Origin of the sequence: Allokutzneria sp. A3M-2-11 16 (assembly GCF_024213555.1) — a bacterium.
Taxonomy (GTDB): domain Bacteria; phylum Actinomycetota; class Actinomycetes; order Mycobacteriales; family Pseudonocardiaceae; genus Allokutzneria.
In genome coordinates, this window is record NZ_JANAVO010000001.1 from 2,100,486 (window position 1) to 2,121,198 (window position 20,713).

The 20,713-nt window shown below is 69.0% G+C and carries 14 protein-coding genes; 8 read left to right on the top strand and 6 right to left on the bottom strand.

Annotated features, from left to right (window positions below; translation table 11 throughout):
- Positions 1 to 26: 26 nt before the first annotated feature.
- On the bottom strand, positions 27 to 1,886 hold the full coding sequence (locus NLX83_RS10455) for a PIG-L family deacetylase (protein ID WP_254234629.1): 1,860 nt from the start codon (positions 1,884 to 1,886) through the stop codon (positions 27 to 29).
- 135 nt (positions 1,887 to 2,021) lie between these two features.
- Here NLX83_RS10455 and NLX83_RS10460 point away from each other — a divergent pair, with 135 nt between their 5' ends.
- The 7 genes from NLX83_RS10460 to NLX83_RS10490 all read left to right on the top strand — a co-directional run bounded on the left by NLX83_RS10460 (position 2,022) and on the right by NLX83_RS10490 (position 10,854).
- Positions 2,022 to 3,032 carry a glycosyltransferase family 2 protein gene (locus NLX83_RS10460; protein ID WP_254234630.1) on the top strand — a complete coding sequence of 337 codons (1,011 nt, stop codon included), beginning with the start codon at positions 2,022 to 2,024 and terminating at the stop codon, positions 3,030 to 3,032.
- A complete protein-coding gene (locus NLX83_RS10465) occupies positions 3,029 to 3,451 on the top strand; it encodes a GtrA family protein (RefSeq protein WP_254234631.1) in 423 nt (140 codons plus the stop codon). Before NLX83_RS10460 ends, NLX83_RS10465 begins: the two co-directional genes overlap by 4 nt.
- Positions 3,448 to 5,682 carry a hypothetical protein gene (locus NLX83_RS10470; protein ID WP_254234632.1) on the top strand — a complete coding sequence of 745 codons (2,235 nt, stop codon included), beginning with the start codon at positions 3,448 to 3,450 and terminating at the stop codon, positions 5,680 to 5,682. Before NLX83_RS10465 ends, NLX83_RS10470 begins: the two co-directional genes overlap by 4 nt.
- Before the next feature lie 476 nt (positions 5,683 to 6,158).
- Entirely contained in the window at positions 6,159 to 7,346 is a 1,188-nt protein-coding gene (gene glf / locus NLX83_RS10475) for a UDP-galactopyranose mutase (protein WP_254234633.1), read from the top strand.
- 6 nt (positions 7,347 to 7,352) lie between these two features.
- Entirely contained in the window at positions 7,353 to 9,326 is a 1,974-nt protein-coding gene (locus NLX83_RS10480; protein ID WP_308209292.1) for a glycosyltransferase, read from the top strand.
- An 83-nt stretch (positions 9,327 to 9,409) separates the two neighbouring features.
- On the top strand, positions 9,410 to 9,922 hold the full coding sequence (locus tag NLX83_RS10485) for a phosphatase PAP2 family protein (protein WP_030428063.1): 513 nt from the start codon (positions 9,410 to 9,412) through the stop codon (positions 9,920 to 9,922).
- Positions 9,923 to 9,927: 5 nt separating this feature from the next.
- The gene (locus tag NLX83_RS10490; RefSeq protein ID WP_254234634.1) at positions 9,928 to 10,854 is read left to right on the top strand and encodes a decaprenyl-phosphate phosphoribosyltransferase; all 927 of its coding nucleotides are present in this window, start codon (positions 9,928 to 9,930) and stop codon (positions 10,852 to 10,854) included.
- A 61-nt stretch (positions 10,855 to 10,915) separates the two neighbouring features.
- On the opposite strand, the gene NLX83_RS10495 is transcribed toward NLX83_RS10490, so the two are convergent.
- The 5 genes from NLX83_RS10495 to NLX83_RS10515 form a co-directional block, all read right to left on the bottom strand.
- A complete protein-coding gene (locus NLX83_RS10495; protein ID WP_254234635.1) occupies positions 10,916 to 12,094 on the bottom strand; it encodes an aminoglycoside phosphotransferase family protein in 1,179 nt (392 codons plus the stop codon).
- A 123-nt stretch (positions 12,095 to 12,217) separates the two neighbouring features.
- Positions 12,218 to 15,043, bottom strand: coding sequence for a PQQ-dependent sugar dehydrogenase (locus tag NLX83_RS10500; RefSeq protein WP_254234636.1), 2,826 nt, complete (start codon positions 15,041 to 15,043; stop codon positions 12,218 to 12,220).
- Between the two features lie 264 nt (positions 15,044 to 15,307).
- Positions 15,308 to 16,063, bottom strand: a complete 756-nt coding sequence (locus tag NLX83_RS10505) for a decaprenylphospho-beta-D-erythro-pentofuranosid-2-ulose 2-reductase (RefSeq protein ID WP_254234637.1) — start codon at positions 16,061 to 16,063, stop codon at positions 15,308 to 15,310.
- Complete coding sequence (locus NLX83_RS10510; RefSeq protein ID WP_254234638.1) at positions 16,060 to 17,415, bottom strand: FAD-binding oxidoreductase; 1,356 nt, start codon at positions 17,413 to 17,415, stop codon at positions 16,060 to 16,062. Before NLX83_RS10510 ends, NLX83_RS10505 begins: the two co-directional genes overlap by 4 nt.
- A 23-nt stretch (positions 17,416 to 17,438) precedes the next feature.
- Positions 17,439 to 20,054: an arabinosyltransferase domain-containing protein gene (locus NLX83_RS10515; protein WP_254234639.1), complete on the bottom strand. Its 2,616-nt coding sequence runs from the start codon at positions 20,052 to 20,054 to the stop codon at positions 17,439 to 17,441.
- A gap of 223 nt (positions 20,055 to 20,277) precedes the next feature.
- Here NLX83_RS10515 and NLX83_RS10520 point away from each other — a divergent pair, with 223 nt between their 5' ends.
- Positions 20,278 to 20,712, top strand: a complete 435-nt coding sequence (locus NLX83_RS10520; protein ID WP_254234640.1) for a GtrA family protein — start codon at positions 20,278 to 20,280, stop codon at positions 20,710 to 20,712.
- Position 20,713 lies beyond the last annotated feature (1 nt).

The window sequence follows — 20,713 nt, forward strand, 5'->3', positions numbered from 1 at the left end:
AGAGTACGAAACGGGAAAAGACGGCGTTAGGTGGCGAGGGGGGTCCAGGGGGAGAAGGGGTGTGCGGGGGAGGGTTGGTGCGTCGTCATGAGGCGGCCGTCCTCGCCGAGCGCGAACAGGGTGATCTTGTTGTCGCGCAGGGAGACCGCTGGGCTGTCGGCGATTCGGCCGGGTAGTGGGGTCCAAGGGCCGCCGGTGGAGACCGAGACGCCCGCCGCGCGATCGCGGACGAAGATCGACAACTGGCCGCCGGTCCACGCCAGGCCGGGGGCGCCGAGGCCACCGGGGGCGGGTAGCAGGACCGGGGCGCTTCCCGGCCGGATGACCGCCACGGCCGCGGAGTCCGCCACGCGGTAGGCCAGCGCGGTCTGGTCGCCATCGGTCGTGGTCGCCGCCAGCGGCCCGCTCGGAGCCGGAGCGCGGAAGGCACGATCCGGCCGCGGAGCCTCGCCGCCACGTCGGGACCAGCGCAAAACCGTCTGCCGGGTCGGGGCGAACAGGTCCCAGCCCGTGCCGTTCGCCGCGACCGCGATGCCGTCCTGCACGTCGGAGCCGCCGAGATCGGCCCAGCGCGTCGGCCAGGTCCGGCCGTCCGGCGCGGTCAGCATGCTCACCCCGCCGCCGCCGTTGCGCACGAACACCGACAGCTCGCCGTTCACCACGGCCGCGACCGGCGCGCCGCCTTCGAACTCGCGCGCACCGCCCCGGTTGGGGTTGCCGAGGTTCCTCCAACCGGACTCCGACAGCACGAGAACGTCGTTGGTGTCCTGTCGCCGTGCGAAAACCTGTTGTCCCGCAACGGAAATCGTCGGCGCGAGCGGCCCTCCGGGATCAGCGGTCGTCACCGGTCCGGTCCAGGCGGAGTCGGTCTCGCTCCACCGCACGAGCCGACCCGCGAGCACGGCGAACGCGCTCCGCCGCCCCGTCGCGTCGGTGCCCACCCAGTTCACCCCACGCGGCCAGCGGTAGTACGTGCGCCGGGCCCACGCGTCGTAGGGGCCGCCCATGCTGACCTGGTCGTCGTGCGGGACGTACGCGGAGAAGGTGTCCAGCTTCTCCCGCTGCTCCTCGGGCGTGATGTTGATCGGCGCCTCGTCCACGTTGTAGTCGCGGTAGTGCATCGACACGAAGCGCGGACCGGTTCCTGAACGCTGGTGGAGGTCGGCGGCTTCGCGTGCGAACAGCGCGGCCATCACGTGGTCGGGGTGGTCGTGGAAGGGGACCCAGTTCCCCGTGTAGCGGCGGTCGGGCGCGGTGTCCTGCAACCGGAGCACCGTGGGCCGGAAGTGCGCGTAGAGCCCGACCAACGTGTCAATCACCGACTGCCGGTCGTAGAGGCAGTTGACCCCGTCGATGCCGCCCGTGGGTTTGAGAGCGCGCACGTGCACGAAGTTCGCGCGGTCCTGCCACAGGCGCACGAGCGCGCGCGGTCCACCGAGCGCCTTCGTGTCCGCGTTCTCCGGCAGGTTCACGAACACCAACTGAACGCTCGGAAGTGGTTTAAGCGTGTAAAGCTCCACGCGGTGGTCGTGGTCCACCACGAGCGGTTCCGCGCGCCATTCATCGCGAACGCCCGCCATGTGCGCGTAGGCCGCGCGAGTCCCCGCCTGTCGCTTCGCGGCGTAACCGGCCGTATCCGCAACGTTGGCCTCGCCTGCGGTCAAGTACACAGTCGTGACCGGCTGGCCAACTTTTATGGCAGTGCTGACGTCAGGGTTCATGAAGAGGATGTCGTCGTCCTGGTGCGCGACAACCTGCAGGTGACGAACTTCAGGGGTGGAGCTCGGGGCAGTAGCGGGCGGTGGCGCGGTGACCAGCTCCGTACAGGAGAACAAGGCCGCCGCGAGCACGACCGCGAGAACCACCGAGACCCCACTGCGACGCATGGTGGCGACGGTAACCAAGGCCCGCGCAGGGCGAAGCCGCGCCCTATAGCAAGGCAACCTGAAGCTCAGCTGAAGCGTCGTAACCAGCGTGATAGCTTGGCAGAGCGGCTGGTTGGGCCGTTTGGGGGAGTGGCCGTGCGTCTGTCCGTAGTCGTGCCGTGCTTCAACGAGGAGCGCGGACTTCAGCAACTCCACGAGGCGCTCAGCACGGTCCTGGCCGAGGCGGCCGAGGAGTTCGAGGTGCTGCTGGTCGACGACGGCAGCTCGGACGGCACCCTGTGCGAACTGCGACGCATCTGCTCCGAGGACACCCGGTTCCGGTTCATCGCGCTCAGCCGCAACTTCGGCAAGGAAGCCGCGATGCTCGCCGGGCTCTCCCAGGCCACTGGCGACGCCGTCGCGCTGATGGACGCCGACCTCCAGCACCCGCCGGAGCTGCTGGCGAAGATGGTCGAGCTGCTCGGCCACGGCTACGACCAGGTGGTGGCGCGGCGCACGCGCAAGGGCGACAAGCCCGTCCGCACGCTGGCCTCCCGGCTCTACTACCGCGTGATCAACAAGATGGTGGACGTCGAGCTCAAGGACGGCGTCGGCGACTTCCGCGTGCTGTCCCGGCGCGCGGTCAAGGCGCTGCTCTCGCTCGGCGAGTACAACCGCTTCTCCAAGGGCCTGTTCTCGTGGATCGGCTTCGACACCGCGGTCGTGCCCTACGAGAACGTCCAGCGCCAGCACGGCGAGACCAAGTGGACCTTCGGCAAGCTGCTCAACTACGGCATCGACGGTGTGGTGTCGTTCAACAGCAAGCCGTTGCGGATGGCCATCTACCTCGGCCTGCTCACCACCGGCCTGGCGTTCATCTACGCGGTCTACGTCATCCTCGACTCGATCATCGGCGGCGTCGACACCCCGGGTTACACCACCGTCATGGTCGGCGTGATCCTCTTCGGCGGCCTGCAACTGGTGTTCCTCGGCGTGATGGGCGAGTACCTGGGCCGCATCTACTACGAGAGCAAGCGGCGCCCGCACTTCCTGGTCAAGGAGTCCAGCGGGGACACGCCCGTCACCGTCGCGCTCGGCACCGAAGCACTGGAACACGCCGAGTTCCTCCAGCACGTGCACAGCCACCCGGAATCGACGGCGAAGTGAACTTCGGCAAATACGACCGGATCGTCCGGTTCGCGGTCGTCGGCGCGATCAACACCGGCGTCTACTACGGCCTCTACCTGCTGCTCGGCCAGGTGGCGCACTACCAGGTCGCGCACATCACGGCGTTCCTGATCGCGATGGTGGGCTCGTACTTCCTCAGCTGCTACTTCACCTTCAAGGTGCGGCCGACGCTGCGGAAGTTCCTGCTCTTCCCGCTGTCCAACGCCACGAGCTTCATCGTGCAGACCGCGGGCCTCTACCTGCTCGTCGACGTGATCGGCATGCACGAGGACCACGCGCCGCTGATCACCATGGCCGTGTCCATCCCGATCACCTACCTGGTCGCGAAGTTCGTCCTCACCGATCGCCCAGCCGCCGCGAGCGCGCTCGCCGCCGCCCCACAGGAGAACCCGCGGTGACGACCGTGCCCCCTCCGTCCACTGTGCCCAATGTGTCCACTGTGGACGGTAAGAACGAGAAACCCTTGCTGCGCTTCGGAGTTCCGGTCGGTGTCGCGGTGCTCGTCGCCGTGCTCGCGCAGATCCCGGTGCTGGTCAACCGCGTCTTCTACTACTGGGACGACAGCGCCGCGCAGTTCCTGCCCATGTGGTACCGGCTCGGCCAGCGGCTGATGTCCGGGGACTTCCCGCTGCTGCTGGACACCGAGGCGTGGATCGGCGGCAACCTCACCGCCGAGGCCATGTTCGGCGTGTGGAACCCGGTCAACCTGCTCAACTACCTGCTCGTCGCGAGCTTCGACGACCTGGCGAGCGCGGGCGCGGTGGTGAAGGCCGAGTTCCTGGTCATCCTCGCGCTCGGCGTGTACTTCCTCGCCCGCGAGTACGGCGCCTCCCGCTGGGCGGCCTCGGCCGTCGCGGTCGCGCTGCCGTTCTCCGGTTTCACCCTGTACTTCGAGGCCAGCATCTGGATCGCCGGGCTGATGGCCTTCGCGTGGGTGCCGCACTTCTGGTGGGCCGCCCGCAAGCTCGCCCGCGGTCGCGTCGGCACGATCTGGCCGTTCCTGTTCGGCGCGCTGTGCGTGACCGTCGGCAACCCCTACGGCCTGCTCGGCGTCGGCCTCGTGCTGCTCGTGCTGATGATCGAGTTCCGCGCGCGCAAGGTGATCGTGCGGTTGTTCGCGCTGGGCGCCACGGTCGGCGGTGCCGCGCTGCTGGTGTTCCTGCCGCTGCTGGGCAACTCCAAGGTCAGCTGGCGCAACAGCAAGGAGCTGTTCAACAACACGCAGCTCGTGCCATCGCTCCAGGACTACCTCGGTTCGAGCCTGCCGAGCTACGTGCCGGACATCCACTCCTTCTCCACCATCTCGGTGCGGATGACGTTCCCCGCGATGTACCTGGCGTGGTTCGTGGTGCCGCTGCTGGCGTGGCTGGACTGGTCGGTGCTGCGGCAGCGCTGGCGGCAGCTGCTCGGCGTGCTCGTGATCGGCGGCGTGTACCTGGTCGCCACGCTCGGGCCGTCGAACTTCTGGATGTTCCGCTGGCCGCTGCGGCTGGTGGAGTACTTCTACCTCGCGGTGATGGTGCTCTTCGCGGTGCTGCTGTCCGCGGGCCTGCGCCGCGACCACGTGCGGCGGCGTGCCTGGATCACGGCAGGCGCGCTCGCGTTCACCGCCTACCTGTCGTTCTCCTCGTGGCCGAAGATCGCCGCGTGGCACGTGGTCTCGGTGCTGCTGCTCGGCGTGCTGATCGCGCTCTCGGTGATCGCGTTCCGGCGCGGCGGCAGCAGGCCCCTGGTCGCGGTGCTGCACGTCGGCACGGCCGCGGCGCTGCTGCTCCAGATGGTGTGGTTCCCGATCAACCGGGACGTCGCGCCGTACGGGTTCCCGAGCTCGGTCGCGGAGCTGAAGACCTTCGCGTCGCGCTACCCGGGCACGATGGTCCAGGTCGCCGACCGCGATCCGGTGATATACCGGGGGAAGGGCCAGTTCCTGGAGCCCGACACCGCGGTGTGGCGCGACCTCCTGTTCGGCAACGTCTACCGGGTCGCGGGCGTGGACACCACGACCTCGTACTCCGGGATGGGCTTCAAGCCGTTCCACAAAGCCTTGTGCCTCAACGACTACGGCGGCGCCAAGGTGCGCGAGTGCCCCGGCGACACCTTCGCCAACCTGTGGGCGCAGACCCCGGCGGGCGTCCCCCTCGCGGATCTGATCAAGGCCCGCACGATCGTGGTGCAGCGCGCGTTGATCGACTCCCCGCACGTGCCACCGGGATGGACGGTCGCGGAGCGGACCAACTTCGTGACGGTGCTCCGCCGCGAGCGCGACATGCCGGACTGGGGCGCTGCCCGGCTCAGCCGCACGACACCGGGCATGAAGGTCCTTGAGGACACGATGCCCGCCCAGCACAAGGAGTCGGTGACCTTCGAGCGCGGGACCGCGCAGGGGCCGCTGTCGCTGACGTTCGCGCGGCTGAACTGGCCGGGCTACAAGGCGACGGTGGATGGCAAGCCGGTCGAGGTGCGCAACGGCCCGGGCGGCCTGGTCACCGTCGACCTACCCGCCGACGTCTCCGCCGGACGCCTGAGCCTCACCTGGACCCCTCCGGGCCTCTGGATCGGCGTCGGCGGCGCCGCGGTGGGCCTCCTGGCCGCCCTGGCCCTCACGATCGTCCAACGCCGCCGCCGCTGACCCAGCCGGGGTTGACCCGTCTTCAAGTACAACGCACCCCACCTAGAACCGTCGTTAACCGCCACTAACCCCGGGGTTAGTGGCGGTTAACGACCGCTGGGGCGGGGGTGGGGGGTACTTGAAGACCGGGGAACCCGGCGCTGAGAGGTAGGTCTCGGGGCGATCTGGGACACGCGCGACGGTCACGTTGCGTGCTTGGTCAAATACGGTTGCGCGGATCGTCCTATCACCCGACGGTTGGATGTCGGCACGGTTACCGCCCGGCGCGCTTTCGCGGGTCTCGGCTGCTCAGGAGGCAGGGACGCGATCGACTGCTGCGCGCGTGCGTTGGGCCGAACGGGTCAGTTTCGCCGGTACCGGGAGCGCTGACATCGGCCTCGGCCGCAACGGTCGAGCGCGGTGAGTGATAACACCTGATCAAGCCCTTGACAGGGCCGGTTCGGAACCTCGCCCGGACGTCGGTACCCTGGCCAACCGTGAGCTTCGCAGGCTATGACCTGATTGTCGTCGGTTCCGGACTCTTCGGCCTTACGGTTGCCGAGCGCGTCGCCAGCCAGCTGGACAAGCGTGTGCTGATCATCGACCGCCGCGACCACATCGGAGGCAACGCGTACTCCGAGGCCGAGCCAGAGACCGGTATCGAGGTGCACCGCTACGGCGCCCACCTCTTCCACACGTCGAACAAACGCGTCTGGGACTACGTGAACCAGTTCACTGAGTTCACCGGCTACCAGCACCGCGTGTTCGCCATGCACAAGGGGCAGGCGTACCAGTTCCCCATGGGCCTGGGTCTGATCTCCCAGTTCGTCGGCAAGTACATGTCGCCGGAGGACGCGAAGAAGTGGGTGGCCGAGCAGGCCGCCGAGATCGACTCCAAGGACGCGACGAACCTGGAGGAGAAGGCGATCTCGCTCATCGGGCGCCCCCTCTACGAGGCGTTCGTGCGGGACTACACCGCGAAGCAGTGGCAGACCGACCCCAAGGAACTGCCCGCCGCCGTCATCAGCCGCCTGCCGGTCCGCTACACCTTCAACAACCGGTACTTCAACGACACCTACGAGGGTCTGCCGGTCAACGGCTACACCGCGTGGCTGGAGAAGATGGCCGACCACCCGAACATCGAGGTTCGGCTGAGCACGGACTTCTTCGACATCAGGAACGAGATCCCCGAGGGCACGCCGATCGTCTACACCGGCGCGCTCGACCGGTACTTCGACTACGCCGAGGGCTGGCTGGGCTGGCGCACCGTGGACCTGGAGCCCGAGGTCCTGCCGATCGGTGACTTCCAGGGCACCGCCGTCATGAACTACAACGACGCGGACGCCCCGTACACCCGCATCCACGAGTTCCGGCACTTCCACCCGGAGCGGGACTACCCGACGGACAAGACGGTGATCGTCCGCGAGTACTCCCGGGCCGCGGAGAAGGAAGACGAGCCGTACTACCCGATCAACACCTCCGAGGACCGCGCCAAGCTGGAGCGCTACCGCGAGCTGGCCAAGGCCGAGGCCAAGAACAACAAGGTCCTCTTCGGCGGTCGCCTGGGCACCTACAAGTACCTCGACATGCACATGGCGATCGGATCCGCGATGAGCATGTTCGACAACAAGATCGCGCCGTACTTCACCGAGGGTCGCGCGTTCGACGGTTCGCTGGAGGATTGAAGAGAAGTGGCCGAGCAGCAGAGCACCGCGACCGCGCAGGGGCGTGACGACGCGCCGGACGCCAAGCTGAGCGATGTCAGCTCGGTCCGCGTTGGTGGCCGGAACAGCGACATCCCGGCCAACCGCGTCCTCCAGCGGGTGATCTTCCCGCGCGACGAGGACCCGTTGGACGTCCGCCCGCTCTACGTGGACGAGCCGGCGAACGCCTCGAACCGGGTGCACTTCACCTCGCGCCGCTCGGTGACGGTCCCGGCCTCGACGAAGACCTCCTTCGCCGCGTACTTCAACGCGTTCCCCGCCAGCTACTGGAAGCGGTGGACGTGGGTCAGCGACGTCGTGCTGCGGCTGACGGTCCGCGGCTCGGGCCGGGTGGACGTCTACCGCTCCAAGCCCAGCGGCGACATCGTGCACCTGCAGGGCAAGGCCGTCCGCGGCGCGAAGAACTGGACGGTGCTGGAGTTCCACACCTCGCTCCAGCCCTTCGAGGACGGCGGCTGGATCTGGTTCGACGTCTTCACCGAGGACGCGCAGCTGGAGATCAAGGACGCGGTCTGGGCGACGGACAAGGAGCTGCCGGAGCAGAAGGTCGCCGTCGGCATCTGCACCATCCGCCCGGCGGACGCGGTCATCGCCCTGCACGCGCTCGGTGAGGACCCGGCCGTGCTGGACGTGGTCGGCAAGGTGTTCGTGGTCGACCAGGGCGCCAAGAAGGTCCGCGACGAGCCGGGCTACCCCGAGGCCGTCCGCAGGCTCGGCGACAAGCTCGAGGTCATCGAGCAGGCCAACCTCGGCGGCTCCGGCGGGTTCACCCGCGCGCTCTACGAGGGCGTGGAGAACACCGACTGCGAGCAGATCCTGCTGCTGGACGACGACATCCGGCTGGAGCCGGACAGCGTGCTGCGCGCCAACGCCTTCGCGCGGGCCGCGTCCAGCCCGGTGGTCGTCGGCGGGCACATGCTCAACCTCCAGGCCAGGGCGCGGCTGCACAGCTTCGCCGAGGTGGTCGACCTCAAGTCGGCCATGTGGCGCAAGGCGCCGGGCGCGGTCACCGACCACGACTTCGGCGAGGAGCCGCTGCGGGAGACCGAGGAACTGCACCTGCGGATCCACGGCACCTACAACGGCTGGTGGATGTGCCTGTTCCCGCGCCAGGTGATCGACGAGATCGGCCTGCCGCTCCCGCTGTTCATCAAGTGGGACGACACCGAGTACGCGCTGCGCGCCGGGGCCCACGGGTTCCCGACCGTGTCGCTGCCCGGTGCCGCGGTCTGGCACATGCCGTGGACGGACAAGGACGACGCCACCGACTGGACGGCGTACTTCCACGTGCGGAACCGGCTGATCATGGCCGCGCTGCACAGCCCGTACGACGTGCGCGGCCCGCTGCTCAAGCAGGGGCTGAAGCTCTCGCTGCGGCACCTGTTCTCGATGGAGTACTCCACGGTCGCCCTGCACCAGAAGGCGATCGAGGACTTCCTGGACGGTCCCGGGAAGCTGTTCGAGACCCTCGGCACCAAGCGCCGGGAGATCCTCGACATCCGCAACCAGTACACCGACGCGCACATCCTGCCCTCGGCCAGGGAGTTCCCGCCGCCGACGTTCGACCCGGTGAAGGCTGAGCGCCTGCTCAAGCCGCCGGTGAACCCGGTGGTCATCGCGGCCCGCGCCGCGCTCTCCCTGGCGCACCACCTGAAGGAGCCCGACCGCGAGGCCATCGACCGCCCGCAGATCAACGTTTCGGCGCAGGCCGGACGCTGGTTCCTGCTCGGCGCGCTGGACAGCGCGACGGTCTCCAACGCCGACGGCAGCGGGGTCGCGTTCCGCCGCCGCGACCCGAAGCTGTTCAAGCAGCTGATGGCGCGCGCGCTGAACAACCACAAGCGGCTGGCCAAGGAATGGCCGCGGGTGCAGCGGGAGTACCGCCAGGCGCTGCCGCAGCTGTCCAGCCGGGACGCGTGGAAGCAGCTGTTCGGCTCCTGACGCAACACCGGCCCGGGACCGCGCGTCATAACAGCGCGCGGCCCCGGGTCGATGCGTCTCACACACGTGAAAGCTGGAGAAACATGTCTACGCAGGAAACCGCCGCGCTCTCCGAGGTGCAGCGCCGGATCGCCAAGCCCCCGGTGGTGAAGGCGGCGCGGGCGATGTCGTTCTTCGGCGAGCACGCCGCGGGCTGGCTGGCCATCGGCGCGCTCGGCGCGGTGGTCGACCGCAAGCGCCGCAAGCAGTGGCTGGTCGGCGCGGCCGGGGTGGCCGCGGCGCACGGCGCGTCGATCGCGGTCAAGCGCGTGGTGCGGCGGCCCCGCCCGGACAGCCCGGACGTGGAGATCCTGGTCGGGACGCCGAGCAAGCTCAGCTTCCCGTCCTCGCACGCCACCTCGACCGCGGCGGCCGCGGTGATCTACGGCGGGCTCACCGGCAAGCGGCTCACCCCGCTGCTGGTGCCGCCGATGCTGGTCAGCCGCCTCGTGCTGGGTGTGCACTACCCGACCGACGTGCTGGCCGGGTCCGTACTGGGCGCCACGATCGGCGCCGGCGTCAGCCGCTGGCTGCGCAAATCCGAACGTTCGGAGTGACCCTCATGACCACGTCCGCCCCCGAGGCCACCACCGTGGACCCAGGCGAGAACAAGCCCAGCCTGGTGCGCACCGCCAAGGGCCTGATCAAGGCCGCCCGGCCGCGCCAGTGGATCAAGAACGTCCTGGTGCTCGCCGCGCCGTTCGCCGCGGGCCAGGTCGCCAACGTCAACGTGCTGGTCGACGCGCTGATCGCCTTCGTGGCGTTCTCGCTCGCGGCGTCGGCGATCTACCTGGTCAACGACAGCAAGGACGTCGAGGCCGACCGCGCGCACCCGACCAAGCGGAACCGGCCGATCGCCGCGGGCATCGTCCCGGTGCCGCTGGCGTTCAGCGCCGCCGTGGTGCTGCTGTTCGGCGCGCTGGGCGTGTCCACGCTGGCGAGCTGGGACCTGGTCATCGTCATCGGGGTCTACGAGGTCGTGCAGCTGGCCTACTGCTTCGGCCTGAAGCACCAGCCGGTGATCGACATGTGCATCGTGGCCTCGGGCTTCCTGATGCGCGCCATCGCCGGTGGTGCCGCGACGGGTGTCCCGCTCTCCCAGTGGTTCCTGCTGGTCACCGCGTTCGGTTCGCTGTTCATGGTGGCGGGCAAGCGCTACGCCGAGATCCGGCTGGCGGAGCGCACCGGCGCCAAGATCCGCAAGTCGCTGGAGAGCTACACCGCCAGCTACCTGCGCTTCGTCTGGGCCATCGCCGCGGCCATGGTGATCATGACCTACGGCCTGTGGGCGTTCGAGCTCAACGAGACCGTCAAGTCGACCTGGTCCGTGGTCTCCATGGTGCCGTTCGTGGTCGCGATCCTGCGCTACGCGGTGGACGTGGACAGCGGCAACGGCGGTGAGCCCGAGGAGATTGTGCTCAAGGACCGCTGGCTCCAGGTCCTCGGCCTCGCCTGGGTCGCCTTCCTGGGCATCGCCTACTACCTCTAGACCCGCACGCGCCGAACCGCCGCTCCCGGTCTCCGGGGCGGCGGTTCCGCCGTCTCCGGGGCTACTCTTCCAGCGCGGCGAGCCCGTCCAGGTCCACCAGCGCGGTCGCGGCGCGCTCGATGATGCCGCGGCTGACCTCGTCGGGCTGGTACTTCGGCTGGATCGCGCTGTGGCCGATGGTCGCCAGCCAGACGAAGTACGGGAAGAACGCCTGCTGGCGGTAGGCCAGCCAGGCCGCGTCGGGGTCCGGGGCCGCGGCTCCGGCGGCGCTGAGGCGGTCCAGGTAGAACTCCAGCAGCTCCCGGCCCCACGCCCGGCGGTCCTCGATGTCCAGCCCCGAGTTGACGGTGTAGGCGAAGTCGTAGGCCCAGCTGCCGCGCATCACGATCTGCCAGTCGGTGAAGCCCATCCGGCCTTCCGCCGTGCGGTAGGTGTTGCCGATGTGCGAGTCGCCGTGCAGCAGGGTCAGCGGGCCCTCGCTGGCGATCTCCAGTGATCGTTCGAGACCGCGATAGAGCTTGTCCTGCAAGGAGATCAGCGAGTCGGGGATGACGGAGCGGGCCCGCTGCGCCCCGACCTCGGCGCGCTTGGCGAAGCCGATGAGCTTGTCCAGGTTGTGGAAGTGCCCGCTCGGCGGCTTCAGCCAGGCGTGGCCGCTCAGCTCGTCGGAGTCCCAGTACCGCGCGTGCCAGTGCGCCATGGTGGCGAGCAGTTCCTCGATCTCCGCGCGGGAGATCGGTGTCTTGGGCGTGCAGAAGGTCGCGCCCTTGGTGGCGGTGATGTCCTCCATCAGCGAGATGGAGCGCCCCGACGCCAGATCGGCCGCGCCGTGGAACCCGCGGGCGGCCTCGATGCCCAGCTGCGGCCTGAGGTGCTTGAAGAAGTTTGGTTCGCCGTCCAGCACGTGGGCGAGGCTCAGCGTGAGGCGCTGTTTGAACCCCCGGGTGGTCTTCACGAAGAACACTTCGGGCAGGTCCGTAGCCCGGCCGATCTCGTTGTAGGTCACGGTGATCCGCCAGCGGGTCGATGTCCCGCTGCTCACGTCCTCGGTGCGGAACGCTGTGACGCTCGCACCGGGGTGCTCGGCGCAGAGCACCGTGGTCAGCCATTCCGTGGTGATCTCCTTGCCGGAGACGGGGATGTCCGCCACGCCGGTCGCGCGCGCGGTGGTGACCCGCTCGCGAAGGACGTGGCCGCCGACGCGCGCGATGGTCTTCGCGATCTCAAGCCCTGGATGCATCCCCGCACGGTACGACCAAATGATCTTCTTGGGATAGGTGCGAACCGGGGAAAAGACGGCGGCGACGGCGCCCTGCACACCGTCGCCGCCATCTGTCCACAAGGGACATTCAGAGGGTCTTCGTCAGCGGGAGTCGGTCACCTTCCCGGTCGCCCGTTCCCAGAAGATCTTTCCGTTCTGGAACAGGCTGCGCCGCCCACCGGGCACCTCCTGCTCCCCGGAGGTCGGGTAGCCGAGGTAGGACCGTTCCCAGCCCAGCGCGACCCAGCGCGCCTTGATCGCACCGTGGACCTCGTGCGCGCCGGTGGAACCGGTCCAGAAGATCGAACCGCCCTTGCTGAAGTGGTTGTAGCGGCCCTTCCCGTCCGGCGTGCCCAGCTCGTCCGTCGTCGGGTAGCCGAGAGGTCCGGCCTCCCATCCGGTGCGCTGCCAGGTCCGCCGGATGTCGCCGTAGATCGCCTGCGCGCCGGTGGACGGGGTCCAGTACACCGAGCCGTTCTTGCTGAAGTGGTTGAACCGCCCGACCCCGTCCGGCGTTCCGGTCTCACTGGTGATCGGGTAGCCGAGAGGTCCGGCCTCCCAACCCGTGCGGGCCCACGCGCCCCGGATGTCGCCCCAGATCGCCACGGCGCCGATCTGCGGGGTCCAGTAGACGGAGGCGTAGCCGCTGTACGGGGTGCCCGCGAAGTGGTTGAAGCGGCCGGTTCCGTCCGGCGTCGGCAGCTCGTCCGTGGTCGGTGCGCCGAGCCTGGAGTGCCCGCCGTTGTTGACGTAGGTGCCCAGGATCGCGCCGTGGACGGCCTTCACCCCGGTCGCGGGCGTCCAGTAGAGGCGTCCGCGTTCGTATTCGCGGTAGCGCAGACCGCCCTCGGAGACCTCCGGTGCGAGCGGCGCCCCGAACTGCGCGCGCAGCGCTTCGTCACCGTCGTAGCGCTTGTCGATCGGCGTCACGTAGTCCGCGGTCACGGTGACGTCGGACTGCCCCATGATCACGTTGCGGGTGCGCGCGGTGGAGCCGTCGGTCCATTTCGCGAATGTCGCCACGCCGTCCGAAGCCTGCACTGCGGCCTCGATGCCGACCTCCGAGCCCACGGTCATCAGCGCCGTGGTGGTCGCGCCGTTGGAGCCGATGCGCACGCCCGCGGGGATGTTGCTGGCCACGGTGAGCCGCTGCTGCCACGGCATCGCCGAGTAGGACTCCGTGGTGGTCACGCCGTAGCGGTCGGTCGCCTTCACGCTGATGTCCACCCGCGACTCGGGGTGGTCGGTGAACGGCATGCCGAAGCTCGGGCCGGTGCCGCCCACGTCCGGGTGCGAGTGGCACGCGGCGTTGGTCGGGCAGTGCACGAGGTCGCTGCTCCAGGTCACGGCGAGCGCGCCGTCCTCGACGTCGGTGGCGGTCGCGTTCAGCTGGACCTGCTCGTTGACCGCGAAGACCTTGTTCGCCTGCGGCTTGGTCAGCGTGATCTTCGGCGCGTTGTTCGAGGGCGCCACGGTCAGCTGCGCCGTGCCGGACTTGCCGAGCGCATCCGTCACGGTGAGCTTCGCGGTCAGCACGTTCTGGCTGGTCGTGTACTTGTGCGTGGCTTCGACGCCCTCGCCCGTGCTGCCGTCGCCGAAGTCCCACTTGTAGGTCAACGCGTCGCCGTCGAAGTCGTAGGACTTGCTCGCGTTGAAGGTGACCGTGCGGGTGGACGCGGCGGTCGTGGAGGTGGCCTTCGCGATCGGCGCGTGGTTGGCCGAGGAGTAGCTGAGCCTGCGCAGCTGGCCGGAGTAGATGTCGGCCATCACGATGTCGCCGTTGCTCGCCGCGCCGAACTTCACCGGCCCGCCGATCTGCGTGCCGAAGGGCGGCTTCTGCGAGCCGGGCACCATCGTGCCGTCGGCGTTGTAGCGCAGCGTCCAGATCTTCTTCTGCGCGTAGTCGCCGTAGAAGTAGGCGCCGCGGTACTCCTCGGGATAAGCCGTGCCGGAGTACACGATGCCGCCGGTGATCGCGTTGCCCTCGTTGCGCAGGTAGGTCAGTAGCGGCGAGGTGTTGACCACGGTGGTGCACAAGGGAATCAGGCTGTAGGCGGGCGTGGGGATGTCGCCCTCCCAGCACGGCCACTTGTAGTTCTGGCCCGGCTGCACGAGGTTGATCTCCTCGCGCCGCTCCCACCCGACGTCGGCGAGCAGCGGGGCGCCCGAGGACGGGTCCAGGGAGATCCGGAACGGGCTGCGGAACCCGCTCGCGTAGACCTTGCTCCGCCACGACCGCGGGTTGTCGGCCTGGTAGAAGGGATTGCTCGGCGCTCCGCTGCCGTCCGGGTTGAGCCGGAAGAGCTTGCCGTAGGGCTCGTCGACCTCCAGCGACTTCAACGCGAACTTGTCCACGTTGTCCGGGGTCGCGCCCTCGGAGTAGCGCACGCCCGCGCTGTCGCCGACCGAGACCCAGATCGAGTCGTCCGGGCCGACCGCGAGGCCGGTGATGCCGTGGATGTCGGTGTTGCCCACGATCTGCAGCAGCGGCACCTCGTCGGCGAGCCCGGACGGCTGCTGCTGCGCGTTGAGCGCCAGCGTCCACCGGCTCATCCGCAGTTCCTTGCCGACACCGACGTTGACGGCGCGCGTCAGGTAGAGCTGCCGGGTGGTGGCGAAGTCGTTGGCCAGCGCGAGCCCGGTCAGGCCGAGGTCGCCGTTGGACCGGGTCGGCAGGGTGGCGATGGTGCGCGGTTCCCCGGCGGCCGGGACCCACGCCACGGTGCCCTTCTTCCCGGTGGTCAGCACGCTGCCGTCGGGGAGGTGGGCGAAGTCGGTCAGCTCGAAGGGCTCCTGGCCGCTGCGCTGGTCGGTGAAGACGAAACCGGCGGGCAGGATCGGGACCTCGTCGGCACCGGCGACGCCGGGCACGACCGCGCTGGCGGCGACCACGGCTGCCGTGGCGGCGGAGAACAGGCGAAGGCGCACGATCCCTCATTCGTAGGACAAGCCAATGGTGTTACCGACCGTAACCAAGTTGACACTCGGTAACAAAGCCCAGCTCACGCGGCTGGACGGCAACTAACGGAGGGATCGCTGGTTCGAGGGGGAGTTGACGGAGCGGAGGCGGGGGAGCCGGTCACAATAACGATGATATTGCTCAGGTCCAGACCTCCCGACCAGCGAAAAAGCGCACCCGGTCCAGCCGGGTGCGCCTTCTGCGATCTTGGGAGGCCGCCGAACGGCCCAGGATCAGATGGGCAGCTTGCGGAAGATCGCCCTGGGGATGTGCCGCAGCACCGACATCACGAACCGCCACGCGCCCGGCGCCCACACCAGGTCCTGGCGCCGCCGCACCGCGGTGACGGCGATCTCGGCGACCTGCTCCGGCTGGGCGGCCAGCGGGGCGGCCTTCATGCCCTTGGTCATCTTGGTGTGCACGAAACCGGGGCGGACCACGGTCACCTGGACGCCGTGCGGCTTCAGCGCCTCGCCGAGGCCCAGGTAGAAGCCGTCGATGCCCGCCTTGGTGGAGCCGTAGACGAAGTTCGACCTGCGCACCCGCTCCCCGGCCACCGAGGACAGCGCGACCACGGCGCCGTGCCCCTGCTGGCGCAGGCGGTTGGCCAACGCGACGCCGACGGTCACCGGCGCGACGAAGTTGACCTCGGCCAGCTCGCGCGCGTGCTCGACGTCCTGCCACGCGCGCTCGGCCTCACCGAGCACGCCGAAGGCCACCACGGTCACGTCGATGTCGCCGTCGGAGAACGCCTTGCCGACGACCTCCTCGTGGGTTTCCGGCCTGCGGGCGTCGAAGGCCAGCGTGCTGACCGTGCAACCCTTGGCGCGCAAGCGTTCCGCGGCCTCGTCCAGCCGCTCGGACGGGCGTGCGGCGAGCACGACGCGCAGCGGACGCTGGCCGGCGAAGCGGTCCACGATCGCCAGACCGATCTCGGAGGTGCCCCCGAGCAGCAGCAGGGACTGGGGATTGCCAACGGCGTCGATCACAGCATCAGCCTTCTGGAGAGGTCGGAGTTGAACACACCACGCGGGTCGACCGCGTCCCGGACCTTCTGCCACTCGGCGAGGCGCGGGTACATCGAGCGGAACGCGTCCGCGGTCAGCCTGGAGTCCTTGGCCAGGTACAGCCTGCCGCCCGCCTCCAGCACCAGCTGGTCGAGCTTGTCCAGCAGCGGCCCCAGGTCGTCGGTGATCGGGATGTCCACCGCGAGGGTCCAGCCCGGCATCGGGAAGGACAGCGGACCGCCGTTGGCCGCGCCGAAACGCTTGAGCACGTTGAGGAACGACACCGCGCCGCCGGAGGAGATGATCTCCATGGACTTGCGCACCGTGTCCTCGGCGCCGTAGGGCACCGCGTACTGGTACTGGAGGAACCCGCGCGGCCCGTAGACCCGGTTCCACTCGCCGACGATGTCCAGCGGGTGGAAGAACTGGGTGATGTTCTGCACCTCGCCGCGCCGCTCCTTGGGCGCCTTGCGGTACCAGACCTCGTTGAAGGCGCTCACGGTCAGCTTGTTCAGCAGGCCGCTCGGGAACACCGGCGGCACGGTCGCCAGCTGCGGCGCGTTGAACTTCAGCGGGTCGTTGCGCAGCTTGGCTGGCAGGTCGTCGAGCTTGGCCGACCAGCCGCGGGTGAGCACCGCGCGGCCCATCTTCGCGCCGGTGGACGCGGCGTCGAACCAGGCGACCGAGTAGGTGTACTGGTCGTCGTTGTCCATCAGCCTGGACATCAGGTCGTCCAGGTCCCTGGTGCGCTCGGTGTCGACGAGGAAGTACGCCGACTCCACCGACTTCAGCTGCACCGTGGCCCGCAGCACCACGCCGGTCAGGCCCATGCCGCCCGCGGTCGCCCAGAACAGCTCCGAACCGGGGCCGTCCGGGGTCACCGTCCGGATCTCGCCGTCCGCGGTCAGCAGCTCGATCGCCAGCACATGGTTGCAGAAACTGCCCTCCACGTGGTGGTTCTTGCCGTGGATGTCCGCGGCGATGGCCCCGCCGATGGTGACCTGGCGGGTGCCCGGCAGCACCGGGATCCACAGGCCGTGCGGCAGCATCTGCCGCATCAGCTTGTCCAGGCTCACCCCGGCGTCCACGGTGACGATGCCCGTCTCCGTGTCCACGTGGTGGATCTGGTCGAACGCGGTCATGTCCAGGACCAGGCCACCGGCGTTCTGCGAGGCGTCGCCGTAGCTGCGGCCGAGTCCGCGGGGGATCACACCCCGGCCGTCGGCCGCGCGCACGACATCGGCCAGCTCGGCACGATCGGCGCGCTCCAGAATCCTCGCGGTGGTCGGGGCGGTGCGGCCCCATCCGGTCAGTCTGCCGAGTTTCTCAGGCATAGGTGCAAATCTCCGTGGATGCGCTACTCGTTGAGCCAGCCGTCGCGGGCGCCCACGTAGTCGAACTGGGCCAGCCTCGGCCAGGAGACCAGGCCCCATTCGACGCGTTCGGTGCGCGAAACCGTGTAGCGGCCCGGTGGATGACGGTACACGACCCGCTCCAGGTGCCCCCATGGCGCACGTGGCGTCGTCGTCGGCACCACGCGCACGGGAACCCGCTCGATTGTGGCGACCCTGCTGATGAACGCCTGCGTCCCGCCGACCCGCTCGTTCAGCGTCACCGTCCTGGTCCCGCCGAGCTGGTCGGAGGCGACCAGGCGGTACTCGGCCGGAGTGGTCATGCCGTCCTTCACCGGCAGCACCGGAACGCACGGGTAGGCGAGCCCGATCGGCCAGTCCACGAACGTCGGCTGGTCGCGGAGCAGTTCGCGCAGCCGGATCTCACCGGAGTTGCCGCGCACCGCGGGCCGGTCCGGTCCGCGCAGCACCGGGGTCAGTTTGTCCAGCGGTACGAGCAGATCGTCGGCGAGCCCGCAGGAACCGCCGGTGATGCTCTTCAGGTTGCCCTTCGCGGGTGACCACTGCGGGCTCTGGTTGAACGGCGCGATCACGAAGACCGTCAGCATCAACACCACCAGCGAGGTCTGCACGACCGTGAACAACCGCGCGGTGCCCAGCGCGGACCACCTCCGCCCGCCGCCGCCCATCGCCCGCCGCGCGAGCCACCAGCACAGGCCGATGACCGCCAGCCACAGCACCATGTTGCTGAACTTCAGCGGACCGATGTGCGGGATCTGTCCTTCGAGGATCTGCTTGCCGCTCAAGGCGTTCGGGTCCTTGGCCACCGCGGCGGGGTCGACCATCGCGGTGTGGTCGCCGAAGGGCTGGCCCCAGTCCGAGAAGGCGTGCCAGGAGTTCGTCCCGCTGAAGATCACCACCGTGGCGAAGGCCGCGACCCCGCCCGCGAGCAGGCCGGGCGCCGTGCGCCGCACCCGCGCCGGGATCGGGCTGGCGAAAGCGGTCAGCGCCAGCAACAGGATCGCGGGCACCGCCATGCCGCCGAAGTGGTGCACCCACTTGGTCGGCGAGATGGCCAGCGCCGCCAGGCCGATCCCGGACATGGCCGCGCTGCCCACGACCAGCCGGTCCAGCGGCCCGTTGCGGTCCCGCCGCGTCGCCAGGCGGATCACCACGAACACCAGCGCCACCACGGTCAGCAGCACTGCGCCGCGCTTGGCCCAGTTGCCAAGGGTTCCCGGGTGCAGCAACGCGTTGTAGCGCTCGATCTCCTGGTACCACGGCGTGACGAACCAGTACCAGGAGTGGATCCGGGTCGTCTCGACCAGATCGCTGAGCGTCATGTCCCAGAAGATCGCGGGGAACGCGGCGGTTCCGGACACCAGCAGCATGCCGAGGTAGGCGAGGCGCTCCTTGCCGACCCAACTCCTGGTGTAGCGCACCAGGTACGGCGCGTGAAGCAGCAGCGGTCCCCACGCGACGATGCCGGTCGCGGTGGTCAGCGTGGTCAGCGAGGCGATCGCGACCACGACCGCGTACAACCCGGGCCACTCGCGGCGGCGGGCGTACTCCGAGAGCGCGAGGTTCACCGCGACACCAAGGCACACAACGGGTTCCGGCCGCAGCGTGAGCTCGAACGGCATCCACCACACGAGGAACGCCAGCGCCAGCAGGTACGGCAGCATCCGATATGGACCGCGCGCCGCGCGCCTGCCGCCCAGCGTCGCGTGCAGGTAGCGCCGCAGCACGAACCACACCGCGATCCCGATGACCGTCGGGAACATCCGCATCCACAGGGTGGACTTGCTGATCAGCCCCCACGCACCGAGCAGGTACTGGCTGAACATGAACGGCGCTTCCGGCGCGTTGAACGAGTGGTAGTAGTTGCCGACGTACCCCGCGTTCGGCAGGTTCAGCGCGTGCCGCAGGTACCACCCGTCGTCGTCGTTGAACGGCCCGATGACCGCCCACAGCACCAGGATCGCGGGCACGGCGATGTCGACGAGACCGAGCTTGAACCGCGGCTCGTCCGGTTCCCGCCGTGCGCGCTCGGAGTAGCGGTAACGGCTCACGCACAGCCACAGGCAGCCGAGCAGGCACAGCGCGTACAGCGCGAGCAGCACCCATTTCAGCGTCGCGGGCGAGGACTGGAAGCGCGCGTCGGTGTTCAGCTTCGCGGAGAGCCCGTTCGCCTCGGGGAGGTTCTCCGCGGCCGTCTCCAACATGGCGACCTGGGGCGGCAACAGCCCTTGGCGGTCGGCGACCACCTTGCCGTCGCGCAGCACCGACACGCCCTTCGGCGTCGCGATCACGCGGTAGTTCTTCGTTCCCGCGGGGCGGCGCTCCGTCAGCAGCACCTGCTCCGAGGCGGAGATCCGCACCTCACCGGCGCGTGTCTGCACCCGCAGGCCACGGCTCACCGGCTGGTTCTCGTCCTCCGGCAACGTGGTGAGCACGTCGGCCCATTTGCCGCCCGCCGTGAACCGACTGCGGTCCAGCGCGTCCATGGTTCTGCCGGGCAGTTCCGCCGTCATCTCCAACGGCCGGTACGGCACGAGCGGCACCACGGTCGATCGCGGCTGCGCGCCCGCTTCCGGCCAGCTCAGGATCGGCTGCTGCACGCGGACAGGCGCGAAGGGGAGGAGGATTGCCAGCACTGCGGTGATCACAGCTGCGCCGACCAACACCCACGCGGTGACTGCGTGTTGGCCCGTAAGGCGTCGTGGCATGCGAAAACGCCCATTCGTTCAGGCGGTCAGGTCACGCGGTAGCGTACTTCCGGGGCGTCCGCCGCTCGGGCGCACCCTGCCAGGGCAGTTCGGTGTAACGAGTAAGGCGGACGTTGTGACCACCTCCGAAACGGCGGAGCAGACCTCGGGAGAGGCACCCAAGCTCGGCCTCGCCGCCCAGCTCACCCGGTTCGTGCTGGTCGGCGGCTTCTCCGCGCTGGTGGACTACGGCAGCTACCAGTTGATCCTGGCGCTCGGCGTGTGGGTCCACCTGGCCAAGGCGCTCGGCTTCGTGTTCGGCACGACCACCGCGTACTTCCTGAACAAGCGCTTCACGTTCCAGGCCGCGCCGAGCGGAGCGGGTCGCCTGGGCGGCTTCATCCTGCTCTACGGAGTGACGTTCTTCGTCAACATAGGCGTGAACGCCCTGTTCCTGGCCCTGCTCCCGGCCTCGATCTTCAAGATCACCATCGCGTGGGTGATCGCCCAGGCCGTCGCGACCGCGATCAACTTCGTGATGCTCCGCCTCATCGTCTTCAAGCCCAGCTAGG

Bases quoted from the DNA above. Each gene is read 5' to 3' on its own strand.
- NLX83_RS10455 (WP_254234629.1), bottom strand. From the start codon at position 1,886: ATGCGTCGCAGTGGGGTCTCGGTGGTTCTCGCGGTCGTGCTCGCGGCG.
- NLX83_RS10485 (WP_030428063.1), top strand. From the start codon at position 9,410: ATGTCTACGCAGGAAACCGCCGCGCTCTCCGAGGTGCAGCGCCGGATC.
- NLX83_RS10490 (WP_254234634.1), top strand. From the start codon at position 9,928: ATGACCACGTCCGCCCCCGAGGCCACCACCGTGGACCCAGGCGAGAAC.
- NLX83_RS10495 (WP_254234635.1), bottom strand. From the start codon at position 12,094: ATGCATCCAGGGCTTGAGATCGCGAAGACCATCGCGCGCGTCGGCGGC.
- NLX83_RS10510 (WP_254234638.1), bottom strand. From the start codon at position 17,415: ATGCCTGAGAAACTCGGCAGACTGACCGGATGGGGCCGCACCGCCCCG.